The sequence below is a fragment of the Curtobacterium sp. UNCCL17 genome, from assembly GCF_000686685.1.
Taxonomy (GTDB): Bacteria; Actinomycetota; Actinomycetes; order Actinomycetales; family Microbacteriaceae; genus Curtobacterium; species Curtobacterium flaccumfaciens.
The window spans coordinates 871233-896175 of sequence record NZ_KK366000.1; the positions used below are offsets into that span (position 1 = coordinate 871233).

25 protein-coding genes are annotated in these 24943 nt (G+C 73.1%); 13 read left to right on the top strand and 12 right to left on the bottom strand.

The annotated features are described in order from the left end of the window. The first annotated feature begins 1 nt into the window (after window position 1). Entirely contained in the window at window positions 2-358 is a 357-nt protein-coding gene (locus BR70_RS0109005) for a Fe-S oxidoreductase (RefSeq protein WP_185974184.1), read from the top strand. A gap of 690 nt (window positions 359-1048) precedes the next feature. Here the strand turns inward: BR70_RS0109005 and BR70_RS0109010 are convergent. Both BR70_RS0109010 and BR70_RS0109015 read right to left on the bottom strand, forming a co-directional pair. Further along, a complete protein-coding gene (locus BR70_RS0109010) occupies window positions 1049-1867 on the bottom strand; it encodes an ABC transporter ATP-binding protein (protein ID WP_027465801.1) in 819 nt (272 codons plus the stop codon). Then, entirely contained in the window at window positions 1867-2769 is a 903-nt protein-coding gene (locus BR70_RS0109015) for a siderophore-interacting protein (RefSeq protein WP_231495675.1), read from the bottom strand. The genes BR70_RS0109010 and BR70_RS0109015 overlap by 1 nt, the downstream gene beginning before the upstream one ends. Window positions 2770-2835: 66 nt before the next feature. On the opposite strand from BR70_RS0109015, the gene BR70_RS20240 reads away from it, so the two are divergent. From BR70_RS20240 to BR70_RS0109045, 6 genes are read left to right on the top strand one after another with little or no spacing between them, the layout of a single operon-like run. Next, window positions 2836-3846, top strand: coding sequence for an alpha/beta fold hydrolase (locus BR70_RS20240; RefSeq protein ID WP_051596750.1), 1011 nt, complete (start codon window positions 2836-2838; stop codon window positions 3844-3846). After that, entirely contained in the window at window positions 3843-5387 is a 1545-nt protein-coding gene (locus tag BR70_RS0109025) for an ABC transporter substrate-binding protein (RefSeq protein ID WP_051596751.1), read from the top strand. Before BR70_RS20240 ends, BR70_RS0109025 begins: the two co-directional genes overlap by 4 nt. A gap of 46 nt (window positions 5388-5433) precedes the next feature. Next, window positions 5434-6387: an ABC transporter permease gene (locus BR70_RS0109030; protein ID WP_027465804.1), complete on the top strand. Its 954-nt coding sequence runs from the start codon at window positions 5434-5436 to the stop codon at window positions 6385-6387. Further along, window positions 6384-7301, top strand: a complete 918-nt coding sequence (locus BR70_RS20245; protein WP_035808341.1) for an ABC transporter permease — start codon at window positions 6384-6386, stop codon at window positions 7299-7301. The genes BR70_RS0109030 and BR70_RS20245 overlap by 4 nt, the downstream gene beginning before the upstream one ends. Further along, on the top strand, window positions 7298-8152 hold the full coding sequence (locus tag BR70_RS0109040) for an ABC transporter ATP-binding protein (RefSeq protein ID WP_197019628.1): 855 nt from the start codon (window positions 7298-7300) through the stop codon (window positions 8150-8152). Before BR70_RS20245 ends, BR70_RS0109040 begins: the two co-directional genes overlap by 4 nt. Then, on the top strand, window positions 8149-8934 hold the full coding sequence (locus BR70_RS0109045; protein WP_027465806.1) for an ABC transporter ATP-binding protein: 786 nt from the start codon (window positions 8149-8151) through the stop codon (window positions 8932-8934). Before BR70_RS0109040 ends, BR70_RS0109045 begins: the two co-directional genes overlap by 4 nt. Before the next feature lie 216 nt (window positions 8935-9150). On the opposite strand, the gene BR70_RS0109050 is transcribed toward BR70_RS0109045, so the two are convergent. Beyond that, the gene (locus BR70_RS0109050) at window positions 9151-10596 is read right to left on the bottom strand and encodes an amidase (RefSeq protein ID WP_027465807.1); all 1446 of its coding nucleotides are present in this window, start codon (window positions 10594-10596) and stop codon (window positions 9151-9153) included. Window positions 10597-10636: 40 nt separating this feature from the next. Here BR70_RS0109050 and BR70_RS0109055 point away from each other — a divergent pair, with 40 nt between their 5' ends. Further along, complete coding sequence (locus BR70_RS0109055; RefSeq protein WP_027465808.1) at window positions 10637-10936, top strand: hypothetical protein; 300 nt, start codon at window positions 10637-10639, stop codon at window positions 10934-10936. A 31-nt stretch (window positions 10937-10967) separates the two neighbouring features. On the opposite strand, the gene BR70_RS0109060 is transcribed toward BR70_RS0109055, so the two are convergent. Further along, window positions 10968-11384 carry an HIT family protein gene (locus BR70_RS0109060; protein WP_027465809.1) on the bottom strand — a complete coding sequence of 139 codons (417 nt, stop codon included), beginning with the start codon at window positions 11382-11384 and terminating at the stop codon, window positions 10968-10970. Window positions 11385-11436: 52 nt separating this feature from the next. Here BR70_RS0109060 and BR70_RS0109065 point away from each other — a divergent pair, with 52 nt between their 5' ends. Together BR70_RS0109065 and BR70_RS22280 are read left to right on the top strand one after the other, a co-directional pair. Further along, window positions 11437-13110: an ABC-F family ATP-binding cassette domain-containing protein gene (locus BR70_RS0109065; RefSeq protein WP_027465810.1), complete on the top strand. Its 1674-nt coding sequence runs from the start codon at window positions 11437-11439 to the stop codon at window positions 13108-13110. Between the two features lie 24 nt (window positions 13111-13134). Then, window positions 13135-14046, top strand: a complete 912-nt coding sequence (locus BR70_RS22280; RefSeq protein WP_027465811.1) for a L,D-transpeptidase — start codon at window positions 13135-13137, stop codon at window positions 14044-14046. A gap of 22 nt (window positions 14047-14068) precedes the next feature. On the opposite strand, the gene BR70_RS20255 is transcribed toward BR70_RS22280, so the two are convergent. From BR70_RS20255 to BR70_RS0109085, 3 genes are read right to left on the bottom strand one after another with little or no spacing between them, the layout of a single operon-like run. Further along, window positions 14069-15379 (bottom strand): cytochrome P450, encoded by a 1311-nt coding sequence (locus BR70_RS20255; RefSeq protein ID WP_035808343.1) that lies wholly within the window; start codon window positions 15377-15379, stop codon window positions 14069-14071. A 27-nt stretch (window positions 15380-15406) separates the two neighbouring features. Then, a complete protein-coding gene (locus tag BR70_RS0109080; protein WP_027465812.1) occupies window positions 15407-15970 on the bottom strand; it encodes a gluconokinase in 564 nt (187 codons plus the stop codon). Further along, window positions 15967-17523: a GntP family permease gene (locus BR70_RS0109085; protein ID WP_051596752.1), complete on the bottom strand. Its 1557-nt coding sequence runs from the start codon at window positions 17521-17523 to the stop codon at window positions 15967-15969. Before BR70_RS0109085 ends, BR70_RS0109080 begins: the two co-directional genes overlap by 4 nt. A gap of 207 nt (window positions 17524-17730) precedes the next feature. Here BR70_RS0109085 and BR70_RS0109090 point away from each other — a divergent pair, with 207 nt between their 5' ends. Next, on the top strand, window positions 17731-18429 hold the full coding sequence (locus BR70_RS0109090; RefSeq protein ID WP_027465814.1) for a FadR/GntR family transcriptional regulator: 699 nt from the start codon (window positions 17731-17733) through the stop codon (window positions 18427-18429). 105 nt (window positions 18430-18534) lie between these two features. On the opposite strand, the gene BR70_RS0109095 is transcribed toward BR70_RS0109090, so the two are convergent. From BR70_RS0109095 to BR70_RS0109115, 5 genes are all read right to left on the bottom strand, one after another. Continuing rightward, window positions 18535-19140 (bottom strand): GNAT family N-acetyltransferase, encoded by a 606-nt coding sequence (locus tag BR70_RS0109095; protein ID WP_027465815.1) that lies wholly within the window; start codon window positions 19138-19140, stop codon window positions 18535-18537. A gap of 9 nt (window positions 19141-19149) precedes the next feature. Then, window positions 19150-19833, bottom strand: a complete 684-nt coding sequence (locus BR70_RS0109100) for a uracil-DNA glycosylase (protein ID WP_027465816.1) — start codon at window positions 19831-19833, stop codon at window positions 19150-19152. A gap of 5 nt (window positions 19834-19838) precedes the next feature. Continuing rightward, window positions 19839-20558: a Type 1 glutamine amidotransferase-like domain-containing protein gene (locus BR70_RS0109105; RefSeq protein WP_035808345.1), complete on the bottom strand. Its 720-nt coding sequence runs from the start codon at window positions 20556-20558 to the stop codon at window positions 19839-19841. After that, entirely contained in the window at window positions 20555-21082 is a 528-nt protein-coding gene (locus BR70_RS0109110) for a phosphoribosyltransferase (RefSeq protein ID WP_051596753.1), read from the bottom strand. The genes BR70_RS0109105 and BR70_RS0109110 overlap by 4 nt, the downstream gene beginning before the upstream one ends. Window positions 21083-21220: 138 nt before the next feature. Further along, window positions 21221-21994 (bottom strand): SDR family oxidoreductase, encoded by a 774-nt coding sequence (locus BR70_RS0109115; protein WP_027465819.1) that lies wholly within the window; start codon window positions 21992-21994, stop codon window positions 21221-21223. A gap of 122 nt (window positions 21995-22116) precedes the next feature. Between BR70_RS0109115 and BR70_RS0109120 the strand changes: the two genes are divergently transcribed. Continuing rightward, window positions 22117-23205, top strand: a complete 1089-nt coding sequence (locus tag BR70_RS0109120) for an acyltransferase family protein (RefSeq protein ID WP_027465820.1) — start codon at window positions 22117-22119, stop codon at window positions 23203-23205. Between the two features lie 280 nt (window positions 23206-23485). Beyond that, complete coding sequence (locus BR70_RS0109125; RefSeq protein WP_027465821.1) at window positions 23486-24817, top strand: bifunctional o-acetylhomoserine/o-acetylserine sulfhydrylase; 1332 nt, start codon at window positions 23486-23488, stop codon at window positions 24815-24817. Window positions 24818-24943 lie beyond the last annotated feature (126 nt).

Genomic DNA, 24943 nt, shown 5'->3' on the forward strand with positions numbered 1-24943 from the left:
CGTGCGCAACCCGCTGCTCGACTCCCCCGTGTCCCGTGCGGGGTGGGTGTTCGCGACCGCCGTCGGGCTCGCCGTGGGCGTCCCCCTGTCGACCGGGCGGGTCCGGGTGGAGGACGGGCTCGTGGTCTGCACGGGGCTGCCGCGCTGGGTCTTCCGGCGCGGCGGCACCTGCGTCGGTTCGGTGTACCTGACCCGCGACAACGACGGCCCGCGGGTGCTCCGGCACGAGCGGGTGCACGTCGAGCAGTGGCGCCGGTACGGGATGCTCATGCCGCTGCTCTACGCCGTCGCCGGGCGGGATCCCCTGCGGAACCGGTTCGAGGTCGAGGCCGGCCTGGAGGACGGCGGCTACCGCTGACGGGTGCGGGTGCGGGGCGGGTGCGGGGCGGGTGCGGGTGCGGGTGCGGGTGCGGGTGCGGGTGCGGGTGCGACCTCGGCGGACGTGTCGGCCGGCGGCTCGGTCGGTCACAACACCCCGCCGGGCGCGCGGCGAGCGGTCGCAGACCGTCGCCTGCGGCGCCGCCAGCCGACAGTTCCTGACCACCCCGCGCCCGGGGCACGACGTGTCGTGACCACTCGGCGGCAGGCCCTCCAGGCGACGAAACGCGACCAGTCGACGGACTGGAGGCGCGTGGCGGGCCCGCCCCGAGCCTCCCGGCCGCCACGCCCCACCCCACTGCACCCGCCCGTCGGTCACAACACCCCGCCGGGAGCGCGGCGAGCGGTCGCAGACCGTCGCCTGCGGCGCCGCCAACCGACAGTTCCTGACCACACCACGCCCTGCCCACGACGTGTCGTGACTACTCGGCGGCAGGCCCGCCAGGCGACGAAACGCGACCAGTCGACGGCCTGGAGGCTCGTGGCGGCGCCGGAACAGGGTCCCCGCCGGTCACAACACCCCGCCGGGAGCGCGGCGAGCGGTCGCAGACCGTCGCCTGCGGCGCCGCCAACCGACAGTTCGTGACCACACGACGCCCTGCCCACGACGTGTCGTGACCACTCGCGGCAGGCCCTCCAAACGGCGGCGGGCCCAGCCCAGCCCAGCGCCTCAGGCCGCGCGCCGCCGCGGCACCACGAGGGGCGTGCCGGTCTCGGGGTCGGGGACGACGACGCACGGCAGGCCGAAGACGTCCTCGACGAGGTCCGCGGTGAGCACCGACGCCGGCTTCCCCGCCGAGACGATCGCCCCGTCGCGCATCGCGATGACGTGGGTGGCGTAGCGCGCAGCCTGGTTCAGGTCGTGCAGCACCGCGACGACCGTGCGACCGGCGGCGTGCAGCGTGGAGGCCAGTTCGAGCACGTCGTACTGATGGGCGATGTCGAGGAACGTCGTCGGCTCGTCGAGCAGCACGATGTCGGTCTGCTGCGCGAGCACCATCGCGATCCACACCCGCTGCCGCTGCCCGCCGGAGAGCTCGTCGACGCTCCGGTCCGCCAGTTCCACCGTCTCGGTCTGCTCGAGTGCGGCCTGGACGGCCTGCCGGTCGGATCCGGACGATGGGTGCAGCAGGTCCTGGTGCGGGAACCGGCCTCGGGACACGAGGTCACGCACGGTGATGCCGTCGGGGGCGATCGGGGTCTGCGGGAGCATCCCGACCCGCCGGGCGACGGCCTTCGGACGGTACGAGTCGATCGGCGCCCCGTCGAGGAACACCGTGCCGGCTCGCGGCTTCAGGGTGCGGGCGAAGGACTTCAGCAGCGTCGACTTGCCGCAGGCGTTCGGCCCGACGATGACCGTCAGCTCGCCGTCGGGGATGTCGACGTCGAGCGTGTCCACCACGACCCGGTCGTCGTAGGCCAGGGTCAGCCCGCGGGCCCCGAGCGCGGTGGTCGGGACCGGACCGAGCGCGGTGCCCGCGGCCGACATCAGTGCTCGGCCTTGCCGTGCCGCCAGTACCCCATGAACGCGACCTGCTTGCGGTCGATGCCGACGCCGCGCACCAGGTGGCGGCGGAGTTCCTTGACGCAGCCGGCCTCACCAGCGATCCAGGCGTACACGGGGCGCTCGTCGACCGGGGCGGGGACGTCCCACAGCACCTGCTCGTCGACGTCGACGTCGGTGAGCTCGGCGGCCGGCTCGCACGCGGCGGCGGACGACGGCGCGACGGTGGAGGCCCAGGCGTGCACCTGGTCGGTCATCCGGACCCCGTGGGTGGCGCCGTTGCGGGCGATCCAGCGGACCTCGACCCCGGCGGGCGCGGTGACCGGCAACCGGTCGGCGTCGGTGGGCACCTCGATGAAGACGTGGCCGACGGTCGAGACGTCGAGGGCTTCGAGGATGGCGCAGATGGCCGGTGCGGCGGTCTCGTCCCCGGCGAGCAGGATCCGGTTCGCGTGCCCGGGAGCGAACTCGGCGGCCCCGGTCGGCAGGTCCTCCGGCGACTCGGGGACCCGCGGCCCGACGATGCGCAGCTCGTCACCGACGCGGCAGGCCGACACCCAGCGCGACGCCGGACCGGTGTCGCCGTGCGCGACGAAGTCGATGTCGAGTTCGCGGGCGTCCGGCCGGAACGAGCGGACCGTGTACGTGCGGAGCGGGTTGCGGGTCTCGTCCGGCAGCGCGCGCCAGGCGGCGTACCAGTCCTCGTCCTCCGGCAGTTCGGAGAAGCCGATGCCGGGCAGGGGCAGCACGATCTTGATCCGCTGGTCGAGACCGACCGAGGAGAAGTCAGCGAGCGCGTCGCCCGTCAGTGTCACCCGGACGAAGTTCGGGGTGAGCGACGTGACGGCGGCCACGCGGACGGAGAAGACGCGATACCGGGTTGCCACGGAATCGAGTATGGCATGCCTTACCTAACGTCTCCAGGCCCCCGGAACGGTGCGAGGATCGTCCCCGTGTCCGAAGCCCCCGACGACGAATTCGCCGACCTGCCCGCCCTCGCCAGCGCGAGCGGCGTGGACGCGCCGCTCCGCGCCTCCAGGCAGGTGGTCCGCACCGCGGACGGACAGGAGATCTCCGCGATCCGGTGGGGCGACGACGGCCAGGAGGCCCGGATCACCTACCTGCACGGGCTCGGCATCGACGCCCACAGCTTCGACACCACGGCACTCGTCGTGGGCGAGCCGGCGGTCGCCCTCGACCTGCCCGGCCACGGCCGGTCGTCGTGGCGGGAGGACGCGGACTACGCGGCGACCGCGACGGCGCCGAGCGTGCTCGCCGCGCTCGATGCGCTCGCGGTGCCGCCGGGCATCGTCGTCGGCCACTCGCTCGGCGCCATCCTGTCCGCTCGACTCGCGGCCACCGCGCCGGAGCGGGTGACCGGGCTCGTGCTCGTCGACATGTCGCCGGACTTCGCGCAGCGTGCGGTGGACCGGATCGCCCGCGCGCTCGAGGCCGAGGAGCCGTTCGAGTCGCTGGAGCAGGTCGTCGACCGGGCGATCGAGGCGCGGGTCGGCGACGACCGGCAGGTGCTGCTGCGCGAGGCCCGGCACACGACGGCCCTCGGTGCGGACGGGCGGCTCGTGCGCCGCCACCACTTCCCGCACCTGCCCGCCGGGCGGACGTCGTCGGTGGGGCGCTTCGCCGATGCGTGGCCGGACCTCGAGGCACTGCGCGTGCCGATCCTGCTCGTCCGGGGTGACCGCGGGTACGTCTCCCCGAAGCTGCACGCCGGGTTCGCCGAACGCCTGCCGGACGCCGAGATCGTGACGGTCACCTCGCGGCACGCGGTGCAGAACCAGGCGCCCCTCGAACTGGCTTCGGCGATCCGGGCATGGGCCGAGCGGCACGGATTGTTGCACCCGATCGAAGAACCGTCGCCGGAGGGCGCCAGCCGCCGGTACCCTCGTGCGAGCGCGAGGCCCGATCCCGACCCTCGTGCCCGGAAGGAACCCACCACCCCATGAGTCCGCTCCTGCCCCGTCGCACCGCGCGCACCTCGCGCATCGGGCGCGCTGCCCTCGCCGCCACCGCGGTCGCCGTCGTCTCCGCCCTGGCGCTGGCCGGCTGCTCCGGCTCGTCCGACTCAACCGGGGGCAAGGACGCCACGGTGCGTGTCGGGCTGGTGCTCGAGCCGACGAGTCTCGACATCCGCACCCAGTCCGGGGCGGCGCTCGACCAGGTGCTCATCGACAACGTGTACCAGGGGCTCGTCGGCCGGACCGCCGACGGCGAGATCCGTGACGTGCTGGCCTCGTCGCACGAGGTCTCGGACGACGGCCTGACGTACACGTTCACGCTGCGGGACGGCACGACGTTCCAGGACGGCAAGCCGGTCACCGCGGCCGACGTCGTGTGGTCGCTCGAGCAGGTCAAGTCGAACGACTCGTACGTCGACTCCGCCAAGCTCGCTGGGGTCACGTCGATCACCTCGCCGTCGGCCGACTCCGTCGTGCTGAAACTCGCGAAGCCGGACTCCGACCTGCTCTGGAACCTGACCGGCCGCTCCGGTCTGGTGCTCGAGAAGGCCGCGGACAACGACCTGTCCGACAGCGCGAACGGCACCGGTCCGTTCGAGGTGGCCGACTGGAAGCAGGGCGACTCGCTCACCTTCGACCGCAACGAGGACTACTGGGGCACGAAGGCGAAGGTCGCGAAGATCGTCTTCCGGTACATCACGGACCCGTCGACCGCCGTCAACGCGATGGCGAACGGTGACCTCGACGTCCTGAACCCGGTCGACGGCACGCTCAAGAGCCAGCTGCAGGGCAACGCCGACATCGCGCTGCACAGCGGCAAGACGACCGACAAGTACACGCTGGCGTTCAACAACCGCAAGGAACCGTTCACGGACGAGCGCGTGCGCCGGGCCATCCGGCAGGCGATCGACGCGAAGGCGCTCATCAAGGCGATCGGCGGCACCGGCGTGGAGCAGGGCGGCCCGATCCCGGAGCTCGACCCCGGCTACGAGGACCTCACCGACATCGACGCGTACGACCCCGCGAACGCCAAGAAGCTCCTGGCCGCCGCCGGCCAGCAGGACCTGAAGCTGACGCTCACCTACGCGAACATCTACCCGACCACGATCGGCGACGTGCTGAAGTCGCAGCTCGCCGACGTCGGGATCACCCTGACGGTCAAGCGTGTCGACTTCGCCACCTGGCTGTCCTCGGTGTTCCAGGCACCGAAGTCCGGCGAGCGGGACTTCGACCTGTCGATGGTCGACCACGTCGAGGCCCGTGACTTCGGCAACTGGGCGAACCCGGACTACTACTTCGGCTACGACAACGCGGAGGTGCAGGCGCTCTACGCCCAGTCGATCGCGGCGACCGACGAGGCCACGAAGACCGAGGCACTCCGCAAGGCGGCACGCATCGTCAGCGAGGACGCGGCCGGCGAGTGGCTCTACACGGCGACCGAGATCACCGCGGTGCGCTCCGGCGTGACGGGCTTCCCGGTCGACGGCGGGAACTCGCGCCTCGACCTGGCGAAGCTCGCGGTCAAGTGAACCGGAGCGGCCGCGGCGGGGTGTCCGTCCCCGTAGCATCGGTGTCGTGACCCGGTTCCTCATCGGGCGGGTGCTCCTGCTCGTCGTCGGCCTGCTCGTGGCGAGCGTCATCATCTTCGCCACGCTCCGCGTGCTGCCCGGTGACGTCGCCCAGGTCGTCGCCGGTACGCAGTCGACCCCCGCACAGGTGGAACAGCTCCGGCAGCAGCTCGGACTCGACCGACCCGTCGTGGTGCAGTACCTCGACTGGATCGGTGGGGTGTTCCGCGGCGACCTCGGCCGCTCGCTGGTGACCAACGGCGCCGTCGCGCCGGAGATCGCGCAGAAGCTCGCGATCACCCTGCCGCTCGCCGCGATGTCGCTGGCGACCGCACTGGTGATCGGCGTCCCGCTCGGGGTGATCGCCGCGGTGCTCCGTCGCCGCCCGGGTGGTGCGGTGATCGGGTTCGCGGCGCAGGCGGTCGCCGCCGTGCCCGTCGTGTGGGCCGGCATGCTCCTCGTCGCCCTGTTCGCGGTGACGCTGCACTGGCTGCCGACGCAGGGCTTCCCGCTCGACGGCTGGTCGGAACCCGGGCGGGCGCTCGCATCGCTCGTGCTGCCCGCGCTGACGATCGGTGCCGTCGAGGGCGCCGTGATCCTCCGGTTCACCCGGTCCGCCACGCTCTCCGTCCTCGACGCCGACCACCTGCGCACCGCCGCCGCCGTCGGGCTCACCCGCACACAGGCGCTGCTCCGCCACGGTCTGCCGAGCGTCGCCCTCACGGTGCTCGCCGTGCTCGGCGTCCAGATCGCCGGGCTGCTCGTCGGCGCCGTCGTCGTCGAGCAGCTGTTCTCCCTGCCCGGGGTGGGCCGGATGCTCGTGACCGACGTCGGCCGCCGCGACATCACGAAGGTGCAGTCGGAACTGCTCGTGCTCACCGGACTCGTGCTGCTCGTCGGGTTCGCCGTCGACGTCGTGCACCGCACCCTCGACCCCCGACAGCGCGAGGTGCAGGGATGATCCGCCGCCTGGTGTCGCGACCGACCGGTGTCTTCGCCGTCGTCGTGCTCGGCCTGCTGCTCGTGCTCGCCGCCGTGTCGCTCGTCTGGACGCCGCAGAACCCGTTCCGCGCCGACCCGTTCCACCAGTGGGTGGGGCCGAGCGCCGCGCACTGGTTCGGCACCGACGCCGCCGGCCGCGACATCGCGAGCTACCTGCTCGCCGGCACCCGCACCACCGTGCTCGTCGCCGTCGGCTCCGGGGTGATCGCGAGCGTCGTCGGCATCGTCCTCACCGCGATCGGATCGCTCACCGCCCGCTGGGTGCGCGAGGGCACCGCGGTCCTGCTCGACATCCTGGTGGCGTTCCCGACCCTGCTCACCGCGATGCTCCTGACCGCGGTGTTCGGCGGGTCGCTCGGCGTGGTGATCGTCAGCGTCGGGCTGTCCTTCGGCGTGACGATCGCCCGCGTGGCCCGCGGGGAGATCCGGCGGATCGCCCGCAGCGACTACGTGACCGCAGCGAGGGCGTCCGGCGTCGGCGGTGCCGGGGTGCTCTTCCGCCACCTGGTGCCGAACGCGGCGCCGCTGTTCACCGTGCAGCTGTCGCTCGCGATGGCCACGGCCGTGCTCGCCGAGGCCGGGCTGTCCTACCTGGGCTACGGCGCCGGGTCGGACACCGCGTCGTGGGGCAGCCTGCTGTCCGACCTGCAGACCTACATCGGGGTCCACCCCTGGAGTGCGACCTGGCCGGGAGCCGCCATCGCCCTCGTCGTCGCGGCACTGTCGTTGCTCGGCGACGCGGTGCGTGACGCCTCGGATCCGCGGCTGACGACGAGCGACCGCACGACGACGAGCGACCCCACGACGGCCGACGTCACCGCGAGCGACCGGAGCGCCGACCCGGCGACGACCACGCCGGGGGTGACCGCATGACCGACCACGCAGCCGGCCCCGCCGACGCCACCGGCACCGGCACCGGTACCGGCGCCGGCCCCGCCCACGCCACCGCAGCCTCCGGACTCGAGGTGCGCGGGTTGTCGGTCCGCATCACGGGGCGGACGATCCTCGACGACGTCAGCTTCACCGTGCCTCCCGGCCAGCGCGTCGGCGTGATCGGCGCGAGCGGATCCGGCAAGTCGATGACCTCGCTCGCCCTGATGGGCCTGGCGCCCACCGGCGCCGTCGTGACGGGCAGCGTCCGCCTGGACGGCACCGAACTCGTCGGCCTGCCCGACCGCGAGCGCGCGCGGCACCGTGGGTCGGGCATCGCGATGGTGTTCCAGGAGCCGGGGACGGCGCTCGACCCGCTGCGCCGGGTCGGCGCGCAGATCGCGGAGCCGCTCCGGCTGCACCGCGGGCTCGACCGGCGTGCGGCCCGCGCGGCAGCCGTCGACCTGGCGGCGTCCGTGGGGCTGCCCGACCCGGAGTCGCTGCTGCGGCAGTACCCGCACCAGCTGTCCGGCGGGCAGCGGCAGCGGATCTGCATCGCGATGGCGATGGCGGGCGAGCCGTCGTACCTGGTGGCCGACGAGCCGACCACGGCACTCGACGTCACCACCGAGGCCCGCATCCTCGACCTGTTCGAGCACCTGCCGGCGGGCATGGTGTTCGTCACCCACGACCTCGCCGTGCTCGCGCGCATCGCCGACACCGCCGTGGTGCTCGACGCCGGCCGAGTGGTCGAGCAGGGCCGCGTCGCGGACCTGCTCGCCGCACCGCAGCACCCCGCCACCGCCGCGCTCGTCGACGCCGCACGTGCCACCGCCAGGAGGACCGCCCCGTGACCCTCCCCGTCCTCGAGGCCACCGGCCTCCACCGCACCTACCGACTCCCCCGCCGCGGCCCGTTCGAGCCCGGTCCGGTCCGCACCGCCGTCGACGGTGTCGACCTGACGGTTGCCCCCGGCGCACGGCTCGGCATCGTCGGCGAATCGGGATCCGGCAAGTCCACGCTGGTCCGGTTGCTCGCCGGCCTGGAGGCCCCTTCCGCCGGCACCGTCGCCGCCTCCGGTCGTCCGGTGGTCGCGTCCCGGTCCGCGCGTGCGTTGCGCTGGTTCCGTCGCGAGACCGGGGTGGTGTTCCAGGACCCGTACGCGTCCCTCGACCCGCGGATGCGCGTCGGCGCGATCGTCGCCGAGCCGCTGCGGGCCCTGCAGGTCCCGGGCTCGCACGACGACCTGGTCCGTGCCGTGCTGGAGCGCGTCGACCTGCCCGCCGACACGGTCGACCGGTACCCGCACGAGTTCTCCGGCGGGCAGCGGCAGCGGATCGCGATCGCCCGGGCCGTGGTGCACTCGCCGCGGATCCTGTTCGGCGACGAGCCGATGAGCGCCCTCGACGTGGTGGTCCGCGCTCGGGTCATCGACCTGTTCCGGTCGCTCGCCGACGACCTCGGGCTGACGCTCGTACTGGTGTCGCACGACATCGGCGTCGTGCAGCGGCTGTGCGACACGGTCGCGGTGATGTCCGACGGCCGGATCGTCGAGCACGGGCCGGTGTCGCTCCTCGACGCGCCGCAGCACCCGGTGACGCGGGCGTTGGTGGCGGCGGCGCCGACGCTGCCGTAGGCGGGCTGCGCGGGGGTCGCGCGGGGACGGGTGCGGCGCCGGGTGCAGACGTGGAACGACACCGTCGACGTCGTACGACACCGACATCGTCGCCCGCCCGCGCGTGCAACCGTTGCGGACGCGCTGGTGCGACAGGGTCGCTGTCGAACGACGACGACTTCGTCGCACCGGCCCGACGCACCTCGACGCGCCCGACGCACGAGCACGCAGCGCGCGTCAGGCGGTCCAGACAGCCGGGTGCCGCCGCTGCCAGGGCAACCGGCGCTCGAGCTGCGCGCCGATCGCGAGCAGGACGCGCTCACCTCCGGGGCGTCCGATCAGCTGCACGCCCATCGGCAGCCCGCCACCGTCGGGGTGGTCATCGTCGGTCACGCCGACCGGCAGGGTGATCGCGGGGAGCCCGGACACGTTCGCCATCGACGTCCACGGTGAGTACGCGCACTGGCGGCGGAAGTCCTCGTCCGGGTCGTCGCCGTACCAGCCGAGGGGGCGCGGCGTCATCGCGAGGGTCGGCGTGAGCACCGCGTCGAACCGGTCGAACGCGCCGATGAGCGTCGTCGAGAAGGTGTCGAGCGTCGTCATCGCGTCGAGGACCTGCGTGCCGGACAGTGCCCGTCCGCGTGCCACGAGCCACGCCACGAGCGGGGTCAGCGACGACAGGTCGATGCCGGGCACCTGCGGCAGGCGGGCGGCCGAGCTCTCCCACGCCACCCGGAACGCGTCGGCGTACGGCACACGGGGCATCCGGACGTCCTCGACGCCGTGCCCGACCTCGCCGAGCACCCGCACGGCGGTCTCCACGGCGGCCCGGGCCGCGGGGTCGACAACCACGTCGACGGTGTCGTCCCACGGTGAACCCTCGAGCACCCCGACGACGAACCGGCCCTCGCCGCGGACGGCGGCCGCGGTGAACGGCCCCTCGCCGACGTCGGGGGTGACGAGCGCGTAGGGCGACGGCTCGGGCAGCCCGGTCGGCGCGACCAGCGCGTCGAGGAGCATGCCCGCGTCGGCGACGGACCGGGTGAGCGGCCCGGCGACGGACAGGCCGCCGACGCCGGAGCGGCCGGGCATCGACGGCACGCGGCCGCGGCTCGGCTTCAGCCCGACGAGTCCGGTCGCCGCGGCGGGGATCCGCACCGATCCGCCGCCGTCCGACCCGACCGCGGCCGGCAACAGTCCGGCGGCGACGGCGACGGCCGCGCCGCTCGACGACCCGCCCGGCGCGCGCGTGGTGTCGTAGGGGTTCCGCGTCACGCCGAGCCGGGTCTCGGACGACGAGGACATGCCGAACTCCGGTGACGCGGTCTTGCCGAGGCTGACGGTGCCGGCCGCGTCGAGCGCGGCGACGAGCGGGTGGTCGGCCGACGCGGGACGCTCCGGCAGGCTCGCGGTGCCGTTCCGCGTGGGGACGCCGGCGCGGTCGTACAGGTCCTTGTCGGAGGACGGGAGGCCCCACAACGGTCTCGACGTCGGCACCAGGTGGCCGAGGCGATCGGCTCGGGCCCGGGCAGCGTCCGCGGTGACCGTCACGAAGGCGCCGAGTCCGGCGTCCAGGCGTTCCACGCGGGACAGGTAGTGCTCGGTGACCTCGATGGCGGTCGCCTCGCCCCGGCGGATCCAGTCCCAGAGTTCCTGTGCGGAGAGGTGGTGGAGTTCGAACACGGCTCCGAGCCTAGGCGGCGGTGGCCCGTATCCTTCGACGGTGGACACCACTCTCCCCTCCGGCACGACGAAGCGCCGGATCGAACTCCGGCTCGTCCGGCCCCTGTTCGCCTGGTTCGCCCGGCCGACCGTCACCGTCGACGGGGTGGGGCACCCGGCCCAGTGGGGCACCGGCACGTGGGCGGTGCCGGACGACGGCGACACGGTGATCGGCGTGTACCTGTTCAACCGAGCGTGGCGGTTCGGGGCGGCTTCGGTTTCGGTCGGTGGCGCGACGGCGCTGGACTACCGGGGCGGGCTGCTACCGGTGGGTGCGGGTCGGCTGACGCCGCGGGGCTGAGGGTCGCGCCGGGCCGGGTCTGCTCGGGCGACTACTCGAACATCTCGGCGAGGAGCGCGTGCGGGTCACCGTCGACCACGTGCGCCGATCGTCGCTCCGGCCAGTGCGTCGTGGCGTCGTCCGGCCAGCACGGCACGACGTGGAGGTGCAGATGCGGCACGCTCTGGCCGGCGTCTGCACCCGATACCTGCAGCACGACGGTCCCGGTCGCGCCGAGGGCCCCCTTCATCGCACGGGCGACGCGCTGCGCCAGGGCCGTGGTGGCGGCGAGTGCCGTGGGCCCGGCCGTGAGCAGGTCGGCGGTGTGCTCGACCGGCACGACCAGGGTGTGGCCGGGAGCCAGCGCCGAGTCGGGCAGGGGTGCGAAGGCGACGGCGTGCTCCTCGCGTTCGACCCACACGGCGGGTTCGTCACCGGCGATCACGGCACAGAAGACGCAGGAGTCCATCGACCCAGTCTGCTGCACGTGGGGTGCGCGCTCCGCGTGGGACGATGGGCGCATGACCGCCACGCTCGTCGCCAAGGGCCTGTCCGGCGGGTACGCCGCTCGCACGCTGTTCGACTCCCTCGACCTGACGGTGGCGCCGGGCGACGTGATCGGGGTCGTCGGCGTGAACGGTGCCGGCAAGTCCACGCTGCTCCGGCTGCTGGCCGGGGTCGACGAGCCGCTGGCCGGCACGGTGTCCCTGGCGCCGACGGATGCGTTCGTGGGGTGGCTCCCCCAGGAGCACGAGCGCATCGCTGGCGAGACCGTCGCGGCGTACCTCGGGCGGCGGACCGGCTGCACCGAAGCGACCGTGGCGATGGACGCAGCGGCGGCGGCGCTCGGGGACCCCGATGCCGGCGACGCAGCGGCCGACCGGTACTCGGCGGCGCTCGACCGCTGGCTCGCCGCAGGTGCCGCGGACCTGGAGGACCGGATCCCGGCGGTGCTCGCCGACCTCGGCCTCGAACCCGGCACCGGCGACTCCGGTGCGGACGGCGTCGGCCCGGACTCCCTTATGACCGCGCTGTCGGGTGGGCAGGTCGCCCGCGTCGGGCTCGCCGCGCTGCTGCTCTCGCGGTTCGACATCGTCCTGCTCGACGAACCGACCAACGACCTCGACCTGGACGGCCTCGACCGGCTCGAGGCGTTCGTGCGCGGGCTGCGCGGCGGGGTGGTGCTCGTCAGCCACGACCGTGAGTTCCTGGCGCGCTCGGTGACCTCGGTGCTCGAGCTCGACCTGGCGCAGTCGTCGAACCGGCTGTTCGGCGGCGGGTACGACTCGTTCCTCGAGGAGCGCGAGATCGCCCGGCAGCACAAGCGTGACGCGTACGACGAGTTCGCGTCGACGAAGGCCGACCTGGTCTCGCGGGCACGGACGCAGCGCGAGTGGTCGAGCCAGGGTGTCCGGAACGCCATGAAGAAGAGCCCGGACAACGACAAGATCCGCCGCCGTGCCGCCTCGGAGTCGAGTGAGAAGCAGGCGCAGAAGGTCCGGCAGATGGAGTCCCGCATCGCCCGGCTCGACGAGGTCGAGGAGCCGCGCAAGGAGTGGCAGCTCGAGTTCACGATCGGCAGTGCACCCCGGTCGTCGGCCGTCGTCGCGACGCTGTCGGACGCCACGTTCACCCAGGGCGACTTCACCCTCGGCCCGGTCTCGCTGCAGGTCGACGGCGGTGACCGGATCGGCATCACCGGTCCGAACGGCGCCGGCAAGTCGACCCTGCTGCGGGCGCTGCTCGGCAAGCAGGCGCCGACGACGGGAACGGCCTCACTCGGCTCGAGCGTGGCGGTCGGCGAGGTCGACCAGGCGCGTGCGGCGTTCACCGGCGAGCAGCCCCTGGCAGCGGCGTTCGAGGCGATCGTGCCCGAGTACACCACCGCCGACGTCCGGACGCTGCTCGCGAAGTTCGGGCTGAAGGCGGACCACGTCGGCCGACCGGCCTCGGCGCTCTCCCCCGGCGAGCGCACCCGGGCCGGGCTCGCACTGCTGCAGGCCCGCGGGGTGAACGTGCTCGTGCTCGACGAGCCGACCAACCACCTCGACCTGACCGCGATCGAGCAGCTCGAGCAGGCGCTGGAGTCCTACGACGGGACCCTGCTGCTCGTCACACACGACCGGCGCATGCTGGAGACCGTCCGACTCGACCGGCAGTGGCGGGTCGAGGGCGGCACCGTCACCGAACGCTGACGGATCGACCGAGGGGGACGCACCATGCGACGCAGCACCTGGATCGCGACGACCGCGGGGGTGGTGGTGCTCGCCGTCGCCGCCGTCGTGGTGGGGGTGACCGTCGGGTCGCCGGCACCGGAGCCGACCCGGGCGGCGCGGGCGACGACGACTCCGACCCCGAGCGCCACGCCGACACCGACGCTCGCGGCCGTCCCCGCTGCACCATCCGACGCGACCCTGGCCGCGCTGCCGTTGGCGTTCCACGACGCCGTCGTGCCGCAGTTGCTCGACGGCGGGGACGTGGAGCCCGAGGACACCTGGCAGATCGCGACCCCGCGCACGCCGCTCGTCGCCCTGTACGCGAGCCCGTCCGGCGGCGCCCGACCGGTGGCGACCCTGTCCCACCTGGTGTCGACGATCAACCGGCCCGCGGCGACCGCGGTGTGGGGTCGCTCCCCCGGCCGGGACGGCGGGATGCTCCTGGTGTCGACGCCGTCCCGCAACCGCACCCCCGGTGACGGCGGTGACCCGGACGCGCCGAGCGCGACGTTCGCCTGGGCCCGGGCGGCCGACTTCACCGTGACGGGGACCGACCGGATGATCCGGGTCGACGTCGCCGCCAGCACGGTGTCCGTCGTCACCCGGTCGGGCAAGGTCACCGCGACCGAGGCCGCCCGGCTCGGGACGCCGGAGGACCCCACACCGACCGACACCGCCACCTACGTCGAGGCGGCGTACGTCGACACCCGCGTCGCGTACACGCAGGGCAACCCGATCATCCTGACCGGGGCGCACTCGTCCCGGATCCCGTCGTACGGCGGCAACGCTGCGCTGACCGCGTTGCACTACTACCCGGACCCGACCGGCAGCTCGCACGGCTGCGTCCGCATCTCGGCGGAGATGACCCGCACCCTGGCAGCGCTGCCCGTCGGCACCCCGATCCGGTTCGACTGAGACCGGGTCGACCGAGACCGGGTCAGTGGAAGGGGCAGCGGCCCCGGACCTCGCCACCCGAGGCCGGCTTCGTCGGCAGCCGGCGGCGGTCCACCTGCAGCCCGTCGTCGAGGATCGTCAGCCGCGGGTCGCTCAGCACCGAGACCGCGGCCGCGAGCGCGGCGACGGCGACCTTCTCGCCGGGGCACCGGTGTCCCGTGGCGACGTCGGCGCCGCCGTGCGGGACGAACGTCGTGATCGATTCGTAGTCGTCCACGCCGAGGAACCGCGACGGGTCGAAGTCGCCCGCACGGTCCCACGAGCGCTCGTCGGTGTCGGTCCCGGTGATGTCGAGCACCACGCGCCCGCCGGCGGGCAGGTGCTGGCCGTCCAGCTGGACGTCCGTGGTGGCCCAGGCGGGCAGCATCGGCACGAACGGCGCCGTCCGGCGGATCTCCTGCGCGAAGGCGACGGCGAGCGGGCCGTCGACGCGCGGACCGACGGCGAGCGGGTCGTCGACGCTCGGCCCGTCAGCGGTGTCGGCCGCCGCGCTCTCGGCGGCGATCCGTGCCCGCCAGTCCGGCCGGTCGTGCAGCTCCTTCGCCGCGAACGCCACGAACCGGGCCACCGCGATGGCCGGCCGGATGCTGTTCTGCAGTTCGATGCCGGCCAGCCGCGCCGGCAGCAGCGCCCCGGAGTGGTCCCGGTGCCACGCCCACTCGTGCAGTGCGGTGTGCGGCTCGGGGGTCAGCCGGCCACCGCGCACGGCCTCGACCAGCCGCCGGGCGTGCCGGTCCGACCAGTGCCGGTTCAGGACGGCCTGCAGGTACTCCGGTGAGTACGGCACCCCGAAGCCGTCGACGACCTGGGCGAGCCGTGCCGCCCACCGGGTCTTCGCCGCCGGCGTGCCCGGCAGTCCGGCCCACCGCATGACCGCGCGGCCGATCGCACCGACGGCAGCGTCGTACGCCGTTCGCGTGCCACCGGCGAGCCAGGCGTGGCGTTCGGTCGCCCACGCCCGGGTCAGCAGGGGTGCGAGCCGCCGGACCTGCTCGTCCTCGTACGCCACGTCGACGAAGGTGGCCTTGCGGTGGTGGTGCTCCGCCCCGTCGAGGCTGTGCACCGACCCGACGCCGAACAGCGTCCGCTGCACGATGGCCGGCATTGCGCCGTGGCGTGCCGTGCGGTCGCCGTCGTAGAACAGCGCGACGCCCTCGGCACCACGCACGAGCAGCGCCGGACGTCCGAGCAGTCGGAAGCCCACGGCCCGCGCCCCCGGACGGGTCCGGCGCCACAGGTGGGCACCGAACCCGTAGCCGCGGGTCAGGAGCGAGAGGGAGTCGTCGATCGCCATGCGGCCATGCTGCCGAGCACTGCCCGATCAGGCTCTCGGGATCCGGACCAGTCCGAGCCGCGCCACGACCTCGGCACTCTCCTCTTCCGGGGTGCGGTCGGCGGCGATCGTCAGGTGGGCCTCGTCGGACTGCGGCGGCTCGAGCGTGGCGAGCTGCGACTGCAGCAGCGACGTCGGCATGAAGTGCCCGGAGCGCTGCGACATCCGCTCCTCGATGAGCGCACCGTCACCGGCCACGTGCACGAACACCACCCCGGGAGCCCGCAGCACGTCGCGGTACGAGCGCTTCAGAGCCGAGCAGGTCACGACGCCGTTCGTCCCGGCGTCCAGGTGTCCGCGGATCCAGCCGGCGACGACGTCGAGCCACGGCCAGCGGTCCTCGTCGGTGAGCGGGGTGCCGGCGTGCATCTTGTCGACGTTCGCCGGCGGGTGCATCGCGTCACCCTCGGCGAACTCCCACCCGACCTGCTCCGCCACCATGGCGGCGACGGTCGACTTGCCAGACCCGGAGACCCCCATCACCACCAGGACGCGGGCGTCCAGCCCGGCGTCGGACGCACCGGCAGCAGCAACTCCTCCTGCGCCGCTCATCGGATGAACACCCCGGCCAGCAGGACCCCGAGCAGACCGAACACCGAGATGAGGCACTCGAGCACCGTCCACGTCTTGAAGGTCTGCCCCACCGTGGTGCCGAGGTACCCCTTCACCAGCCAGAACCCGGCGTCGTTGACGTGCGACAGGAACACCGAGCCGGCACCGATCGCGAGCACGAGCAGCGACGTCATCGGCGTCGACAGGTCGGCAGCGATCGGCGCCATGATGCCGGCGGCGGTCACGGTGGCGACCGTGGCCGACCCGGTCGCCACGCGGACCAGTGCCGAAACGACCCAGGCGACGAGCAGCACCGAGACGCCGGAGTCCTTGACGGCGTCGGCGATCACGCCGCCGATCCCGGTGTCGATGAGCACCTGCTTGAAGCCACCGCCGGCACCGACGATGAGCAGCACCCCGGCGATCGGGGGCAGCGCGCTCTCGAGCGACTTCGACACCGCCGATCGGTCCATGCCACCGCCGATCGCGAAGAAGACCATCGCGTAGACGGCCGCGATGCCGATGGCGATCATCGGCGAACCGAGGAAGTCGAGCAGGCTCACCCACGAGCCGGCGGCGTCGGGGGCGGTGGCCTCTCGGATCGCCTGGGCGAGCATGAGCACGACCGGCAGCAGGATGCCGATCAGGGCGACGGTGAACGACGGGCTGCGCGGCTCGCTGATGACGCGCGTGAAGTCGCTCTTGCCGTTGGGCAGGGACGCGGTGTCCTGCGTGGCGGGGCCGCGCCGGGCCTCCCGTCCGGGGTGTGCCGGGTCGTCGGCGAAGGCGGCGGACCCGGATCCCGACCCCGAACCCGGGCCGGCGGTGGCGACCGCCCCGCGCGACCCGAACATGTCGGGGACGGGGATGTCGACCCAGCGGGCCGCGAAGCGCGCGAAGAGCGGCCCGGCCAGGATGATCACCGGGATCGCCAGCACGATGCCGAAGGCGAGCGTGGTGCCGAGGTTCGCGCCGACGGTGGAGATCGCGACGAGCGGGCCGGGGTGCGGCGGGACGAACGCGTGCATCGTCGACAGGCCGACCAGGGCGGGGACGGCGATCTTCATGATCGGCACCTCGCTCCGCTTGGCGACCAGCACGATGATCGGGATGAGCAGGACGAGCCCGACCTCGAAGAACATCGGCAGCCCGATGAGCGCCCCGATCAGGGCCATCGTCCACGGCAGCGCCGCCTTCGACGACTTCCGCACCAGGGTGTCCACGACGCGGTCCGCTGCGCCGGAGTCGACGAGCATCTTGCCGAACATCGCCCCGAGCCCGACGAGGATGCCGACGCTCGTCATGGTCGCGCCGAAGCCGTCACCGAAGCTGGTGACTGCCTTGTCGGGAGCGAGCCCCGCGCCGATGCCGACGCCGAGCGCGCCGATCGTGAGCGCGATGAACGGGTGCACCTTGAGCCAGGTGATGAGCGCGATGATCACCACGATGCCGACGAGCGCCGCGATGATCAGCTGCGGGATCGAACCGGACGGGTCGACCGTCTCGGTGGTGCCACCCGCGGCGAGCAGGTGGTCCGGGAGAGGGTGAGGCATCAGCGCCCCTTCCTGGAGTCGCTGCTGCGCGGCTCCGTCGCCTTCGTGTCGAGGGTGGACTGGCGCGACGAACGCCGACCCTCAATAATCTGATTAATCAGACTATACGACGTCGTCCCGCGCGCCAACCGCCCGTCTCCGGAGTCTGCCGCTTCGATGGGACCGGCGTCACGGCGACCGCGTGACCCGTACTGCACGGAGGAAACGATGCCCACCGCACGCGGACTGCACGCCCACGTGCTCGACACCCTGGGCCAGCGGATCGTCGACGGCGACCTGGCCACAGGTGCCGTCGTCCGACCCGAACTGGTGGCCGACGAGTTCGGGGTGTCCCGCTCGGTCGTCCGCGAGGCCCTGCGCGTCCTGCAGTCCCTCGGTCTGGTCGAGCCCCGGCAGCGCGTCGGCACGCTCGTCCGCGACATCACCGCGTGGGAGCTGCTCGCCCCCACCGTGATCCGGTGGCGCGGTACCTCACCGGCGTACTTCGTGCAGCAGCGGGAGCTCGTCGAGCTCCGGCTCGGCGTCGAACCGGTCGCGGCGTCCCTGACCGCCGGCTCCGAGGGCGCGGGCGCCGTGCTCGCCGCCGCCGAGGAGATGCTCGACGCCTGCGGGCGCGAGGACAGCCGCGCCTACCTGGAGGCCGACGTCCGCTTCCACCGTGCACTGCTCACCGGGTCGGGGAACGCCGTGTTCGCGCACTTCGCCGGCACGGTCGAGGCCCTGCTCCGCACCCGCACCTCGGAGTCGCGCGATCCCATCACGCGCTGGACGCGCGAGGCGGCGCTCCGGCACCAGGCCGTCGGGCGCGCAGCGGTCGACGGTGACGCGGACGCCGCGGCGGCGGCGGCCACCGCGCTGCTCCGCGTGACGCGCGACGAGTTCATCACCGAGGCGCCGGCAGGCTGACGCAACCGGGCGACGGGCTGGAGGCGCGCGTCGGGGCCGCCACGGGCCTCCCGTCCGCCCTGCCCGTGTTCGCCTGCGTGACGCGCGTCGACCGCGTCGGCTCCGTCAGCGTCGTCGCGCGAACAGCCGCGGGCCGCGCAGGCGGAGCCGCATCGTGACGGTGCCGAGCCAGCGGTCGTACTTGTAGCCGACCTTGCCCATCCGGCCGACCTCCTCGAAGCCGAGCCGTTCGTGCAGCCGGATCGACGCCTCGGCCTGGCGGTCCGCGATGACGGCGACGACCTCGCGCACGCCGGCCGACCGGCACTCGTCGAGCAGCGCCTCCATCAGCGCGCGGCCGAGCCCCTTGCCGCCGGACGCGGCACCGAGGTAGATCGAGTCCTCGACGACGTGGTTCGAGCGGTCCCGGGGGTTCCACGCGTCGACCAGGGCGTACCCGAGGATCTGCCCGGCGGGGTTCTCCGCCACCAGGAACGGCAGGCGGCGCTTCCGGATGTCGTCGTAGCGCTTCTTCCACGCGGCGTACGTGAACGCCGCCGGGTCGAACGTCACCGACGAGTTGCGGACGTAGTGCGTGTGGATCTCGCGCACGTGGGGCAGGTCCCCCACCTCGGCCGCACGGATGCGGTACTCGAAGGCGGTCTCGGTCGCCGCCGGGGCACGCAGGTGTCGCGGCAGGACCCGCCGTCGCTGGTATTCCTCCTCGAGCACGTGCCGAGCCTACTGAGCGGGCAGCGTCCAGTCGACGGGCGGTGCGCCCTGCGACTCGAGCAGCGCGTTCACCTGCGAGAACGGGCGGCTGCCGAAGAACCCGCGCGACGCACTGAGCGGGCTCGGGTGGGCCGAGGCGACGACCGGGGTGTCACCGAGGAGCGGTCGCACCGACCCGGCCTGTGCGCCCCAGAGCACGGCGACGAGCGGGGTGCCACGGGCGACCAGCGCGCGGACGGCCTGGTCGGTCACCGCCTCCCAGCCCTTGCCGCGGTGGCTGCCGGCCTCGCCCGCCTGCACGGTGAGCACCCGGTTGAGCAGCAGGACGCCCTGGTCGGACCAGGCCCGCAGGTCACCGTGCTGCGGCGGGGTCACCCCGAGGTCGTCGGCGAGCTCGCGGTAGATGTTCGCCAGGCTGCGCGGCACCGGACGGACGGCGGGGTCGACCGCGAACGACAGACCGATCGGGTGGCCCGGCGTCGGGTACGGGTCCTGCCCGACGACCAGCACCCTGACGGCGTCGAACGGGGTCGTGAACGCGCGGAGGACGTCGCCGCCGGCGGGCAGGTAGTGACGGCCCGCAGCGGTTTCGTCCCGCAGCCATGCGCCGATGCGGTGCACGTCGGCTTCGACGGGTGCGAGCGCCGTCGCCCAGCCGGGGTCGACCAGGTCGGCGAGCGGCCGTGGTTCCACGTCGGCTACGCGCCCATGGTGGCGACGGCCACCGACTCCTCGCCTGCCATCACGCGCCAGACGCTGCCGGTTCCCCGGACCTCGAGCGCGCCCTCGCCGACGACGAGCGTGGTGTCCTCGTCGATCGCGAGTCCGGCGGTGACGAACTCGGCCTCGGCGCTGGCGATGAGCCGCGCGAGGGTGCCGGCCTGCACCGCGTGCACGTCGATGGTCAGGTCGACCAGGCCGAGGCCCTCGCGGAGCTCGACCTCGTCCAGCCCCTCGGACGCCGCCTCGGGGCAGATCTCGACGCCGCCGATGCGCCAGCCGCCCACCAGGGCACGGTCGGCGGCGATCATCGCACCGGCCGAGTAGCCGAGGTAGGGCAGACCGTCGGAGACGAGCAGCCGGAGCTGGTCGACGAGCGGGGCGATCGCCGCCAGGTAGCCGGGGGTGACGCCGCCACCGACCACCAGGGCGTCGACGTCGCTCAGGACCGTGGTGTCGAAGACCTGACCGGCCGCGACCTCGGTGACGAGCACCTCGGCCGTGCGCGGGCCGCCGAGGACCTCGGCGATGTCGGCGGTCGACGACGGGCTGCCGCCGTCCGGGCCCGCCACGGAGAGCAGGGCGATGCGCGGGACGCTCCGGCCGACCGCTGCCGAACGGGCGGTGGCCTCGGCGAGGAACGGCGCTGCGGCGTCCGAGGCGGCGAACAGACCGCCGCCGACCAGGTGGATGCTCACGACTCGGCCGTCACGGGGGCGAGGGCGCTCCACGGGAACGTGATCCAGCCGTCGACCCGACGCCACACGTGGTCGGGCTCGAGGACGGTGCCGGGCTTCGAGTACAGGCAGGCGCTCCGGACGTCGGCACCGGCGTTCCGGATGATGTCGACCACCAGGCGCAGGGTGCGGCCGGAGTCCGACACGTCGTCGACGACGAGGACCCGCTTGCCCGCCAGGCTCGGGGCGTCGAGGGCGGGGGCGAGCACGACGGGCTCCTCCAGCCGCTGCTCGACGTCGGTGTAGAACTCGACGTTGATCGAGCCGCACTCCTTGGTGCCGAGGGCGTACGCCACGGCACCGGCGATGATCAGTCCGCCGCGGGCGACGGCGACGACGACCTCGGGCTCGAAGCCGCTGGACAGGACGTCCTTGGCGAGCAGGCGTGCGGCGTCACCGAACTCGAGCCAGCCGAGTACCTCGGGCCCGCTCGTCACGGTCACGGTGGACGGAGCCGCGGGCTCGGGTTCGCTGCTGATCGGCATCCGACCACGGTACCGGCAGGGAGCCCACGCCCGCGACCCGCGGCCGCCGCCCGGGCGCTGCGCGGGTCCGGCGTGGGTCCGGCGCGGGTCCGGCGTGGGTCCGGCGTGGGTCCGGCGTGGGTCCGGCGTGGGGTCCGCTCAGCGGGGCGTCAGCGGGCCGCGTGCGAGCTTGTGCTGCGCCGACTGCGCCACCGGCCTGATCGTCACGAGGTCGAGGTTCACGTGCGCCGGCAGCTCCACCGCGTGCACGATCGCCTCGGCGACGTCGTCGGCCACGAGCGGCTCCGGCACGTCGTCGTACACCGCGGCGGCCTTCTGCTCGTCCCCGCGGAACCGGGTGAGCGCGAACTCGTCGGTCTTCACCATGCCCGGCGCGATCTCGACGACGCGGATCGGCTCGCCGTTCAGCTCGAGCCGGAGTGCGCCCACCAGGGCGTGCTCGGCGAACTTCGCGGCGTTGTAGCCGCCACCGTTCTCGTACGCGACGAACCCGGCGGTGCTGGTCACCGTGACGATGTCCGCTCCCCCGGACACGCGAGCCCGGTCGCGCAGGTGCGGCAGCAGCGCGGAGACGACGCGCTTCGTGCCGATCACGTTGACCTCGAACATGGCGCGCCAGTCGTCGACGTCGGACTCCTCGACACTCGCCGACCCGAACGCCCCACCGGCGTTGTTCACGAGCACGTCGGCACCGCCGAGGTCCGCGACCCGCGCGGCGAGCGCCGCCACGTCGTCGGCGTCCGTGATGTCGGCGACCAGGGTGTCGGCCCCGGTCTCCGCGGCGAGCGCCTCGAGCTTCGCGGCGCGGCGGGCCACGGCGAGCACGTCCCAGCCCCGTGACCGGAACAGCCGGACCGTGGCCGCCCCGATGCCCGAGCTCGCTCCGGTGACGACTGCGCGCCGTGCTGCCATGTGATCTGCCTCCTGCGTCGGTGACCGGGCGCGTGGTGGCCCGGTCCGACCACCGTACCGAGCGGGACGGTTCCGGCACCGCACCGGGCCGTCCAGATCACGATCCGGTAACGTGACCGGCGATGACGACGGATGCCGCCCCTCCCGCCCCCTCGGCCCCGGCGACGCAGCTCGAGCCCGGTCGAGCTCCGCGCCGGATCCCGATGTGGGACACCGCGCGGTTCGTCGCGGTCACGCTCGTGGTCATCGGGCACGCGATCCAGCGGCAGACGCCGGCGAGCGAGCACGCGCTGGCCCTCTACACGTTCATCTACGCGTTCCACATGCCGGCGTTCGGCGTGATCAGCGGGTACTTCTCGTCGGCGGACACCCCGACGGCGAAGCGGATGCGCCGGACGATCACGGACATAGTCGTGCCGTACATCATCATGCAGACGATCTGGACCGTGGTGCAGGGCATCGTCGAGGGCGGTAAGGACTTCAACCCGACGAAGCCGACGTGGACCCTGTGGTTCCTGCTGGCCCTGGGCATCTTCAAGCTGATCCTGCCGTACCTGGCGCAGCTGCGGTGGCCGCTGTTCTGGGCGGTCGTGTTCAGCATCGGCGTCGGCTACTTCGACAACGTCGACTCCACGCTCTCGCTGTCCCGCGCGATCAGCCTGCTGCCGTTCTTCCTGCTCGGGTGGCAGGTCAAGCAGTGGGGCGTCTTCGACCGCTGGTACGAGGCGTCCCGTCGCACGGTCGTCCGGGTGCGGATCGCCGCCGTCGCGGTGTTCGCCGCGTGGGCGGTGTCCTGCGCGGTCTGGATCCCGCAGTTCAAGGAGTTCGACCTGCACCACTGGTTCTTCTACGACGACTCCTACTCGGGGCTCGGCGAGGACGCCTGGTGGGCGGGTGCGGTGCGCTTCGGCCTGATGCTGCTCGCGACCCTGCTGACGGCGTCGTTCCTGGTGCTCATCCCCCGTCGGAGCGTCTGGATCACGCAGTTCGGCGCCGCGACGATGTACGTCTACCTGCTCCACACGTTCGTCCTCTACCCGATCCGGGAGTCCGGCGTGCTGGCCGGCGAGCACTCGGCCTGGCCGTTCGTGCTCCTCATGGTCGTCATCGCCTGCGTCGTGAGCCTGTTCCTGGCGCAGCCCTTCGTGCGGCGCGGGATGCGGTGGCTGCTCGAACCGAAGGTCGACTGGCTGTTCCGCCGCGACGCGTGACATCTCCGCGCAAGCAGTCGTCTTCGCTGCGCTCAGTCGGCAGCGCGCGACGTCGCGGCAGGCCGCGACCGATCCCCCGTGGTCGCCGCCGTCAGCCCCGGGCACCATCCTGGCCTGGAGGCGCGGGGCGGGGCCGGCGGGTGCGTTACGTCCCGAGGCGGGTGCGGTGGTGCGGGCCCGGCCACCTGCGTACCGTGACACCCGACGCACAGCAGCGCCGAGCCTCCGGGCCGAGCGCAGGGCGACCCGACGACCAGCCGCACCGGACAGGAGCACCAAGATGACCGAGCACGACGCCGCGCAGTGGCAGTTCGAGACCACCCAGGTCCACGCCGGCGCACAGCCGGACCCGACCACGGGCGCCCGAGCGACGCCGATCTACAAGACGACCTCGTACGTCTTCGCGAACTCGGACGAAGCACGCGACCTGTTCGCGCTCGCCAAGCCGGGCAACATCTACTCCCGGATCATGAACCCGACGAACGACGTCGTCGAGCAGCGGATCGCCGCACTCGAGGGCGGGTCCGGGGCCCTGCTCGTCGCGTCCGGCCAGGCTGCCGAGACCTACGCGGTGCTCAACATCGCGGGGGCGGGTGACCACATCGTGTCGTCGTCGTCGATCTACGGCGGCACGTACAACCTGTTCAAGTACACGCTGGCGAAGCTCGGCATCGAGACGACGTTCGTCGAGGACCAGGACGACCTCGAGGAGTGGCGCCGCGCGGTCCGCCCGAACACGAAGCTGTTCTTCGCGGAGACCATCGGCAATCCGAAGATCAACGTCCTCGACATCACGGGCGTCAGCGACGTCGCCCACGAGTCCGGCGTCCCCCTGATCGTCGACAACACGATCGCGACGCCGTACCTGATCCGTCCGTTCGAGCACGGCGCCGACATCGTGGTGCACTCGGCCACGAAGTTCCTCGGTGGCCACGGCACGGTCATCGGCGGGATCATCGTCGACGGCGGGAAGTTCGCCTGGTCGCAGCACGCCGACCGGTTCCCGGAGTTCAACACGCCCGACCCGTCGTACCACGGTGCGGTCTTCGCCGAGGCGGTCGGCAACGAGCTCGCGTACATCGTGAAGGCCCGGGTGCAGCTGCTCCGCGACCTCGGTGCGTCGAACTCGGCGGACACGGCGTTCGCGCTGCTGCAGGGCATCGAGACCCTGTCGCTCCGCATCGAGCGGCACGTGTCCAACGCGCAGGAGATCGCGGAGTGGCTCGACCAGCACCCCGACGTCGCCACCGTCGCCTACGCCGGTCTGCCGACGTCGCCCTGGTACGCCGCCGCGAACCGGTACGCGCCGAAGGGCGTCGGCGCCGTGCTGTCGTTCGAGCTCAAGGGCGGGGTCACCGCGGGCAAGGCGTTCGTCGACAACCTGCGGCTCTTCTCGCACCTGGCGAACATCGGCGACGTCCGTTCGCTCGTCATCCACCCGGCGTCGACCACGCACTCGCAGCTCACCCCCGAGCAGCAGCTCACCACCGGGGTCACGCCCGGCCTGGTGCGCCTGTCGGTCGGCATCGAGAACATCGCCGACCTGAAGGCCGACCTCGAGGCCGGCCTCGCCGCGGCCCGGGTGATCGCGCAGGAGAGCCAGCGCGCGTAGGTCCCGCGCGGCCTGCCTGCCTGACTGCCTGGCTCCCTGCCTGCCTGCCGACGCAGAACGACAGGGTCGACGTCGTACGACATCGACCCTGTCGTTCTGCGTCGTTCCAACGCGCCCGACCCGCCC

Coding starts and splice junctions, on each gene's coding strand:
- BR70_RS0109010 (WP_027465801.1), bottom strand. CDS start 1,867: ATGTCGGCCGCGGGCACCGCGCTCGGTCCGGTCCCGACCACCGCGCTC.
- BR70_RS0109025 (WP_051596751.1), top strand. CDS start 3,843: ATGAGTCCGCTCCTGCCCCGTCGCACCGCGCGCACCTCGCGCATCGGG.
- BR70_RS20245 (WP_035808341.1), top strand. CDS start 6,384: ATGATCCGCCGCCTGGTGTCGCGACCGACCGGTGTCTTCGCCGTCGTC.
- BR70_RS0109040 (WP_197019628.1), top strand. CDS start 7,298: ATGACCGACCACGCAGCCGGCCCCGCCGACGCCACCGGCACCGGCACC.
- BR70_RS0109060 (WP_027465809.1), bottom strand. CDS start 11,384: ATGGACTCCTGCGTCTTCTGTGCCGTGATCGCCGGTGACGAACCCGCC.
- BR70_RS0109065 (WP_027465810.1), top strand. CDS start 11,437: ATGACCGCCACGCTCGTCGCCAAGGGCCTGTCCGGCGGGTACGCCGCT.
- BR70_RS22280 (WP_027465811.1), top strand. CDS start 13,135: ATGCGACGCAGCACCTGGATCGCGACGACCGCGGGGGTGGTGGTGCTC.
- BR70_RS20255 (WP_035808343.1), bottom strand. CDS start 15,379: ATGGCGATCGACGACTCCCTCTCGCTCCTGACCCGCGGCTACGGGTTC.
- BR70_RS0109080 (WP_027465812.1), bottom strand. CDS start 15,970: ATGAGCGGCGCAGGAGGAGTTGCTGCTGCCGGTGCGTCCGACGCCGGG.
- BR70_RS0109085 (WP_051596752.1), bottom strand. CDS start 17,523: ATGCCTCACCCTCTCCCGGACCACCTGCTCGCCGCGGGTGGCACCACC.
- BR70_RS0109090 (WP_027465814.1), top strand. CDS start 17,731: ATGCCCACCGCACGCGGACTGCACGCCCACGTGCTCGACACCCTGGGC.
- BR70_RS0109110 (WP_051596753.1), bottom strand. CDS start 21,082: ATGCCGATCAGCAGCGAACCCGAGCCCGCGGCTCCGTCCACCGTGACC.
- BR70_RS0109115 (WP_027465819.1), bottom strand. CDS start 21,994: ATGGCAGCACGGCGCGCAGTCGTCACCGGAGCGAGCTCGGGCATCGGG.
- BR70_RS0109120 (WP_027465820.1), top strand. CDS start 22,117: ATGACGACGGATGCCGCCCCTCCCGCCCCCTCGGCCCCGGCGACGCAG.
- BR70_RS0109125 (WP_027465821.1), top strand. CDS start 23,486: ATGACCGAGCACGACGCCGCGCAGTGGCAGTTCGAGACCACCCAGGTC.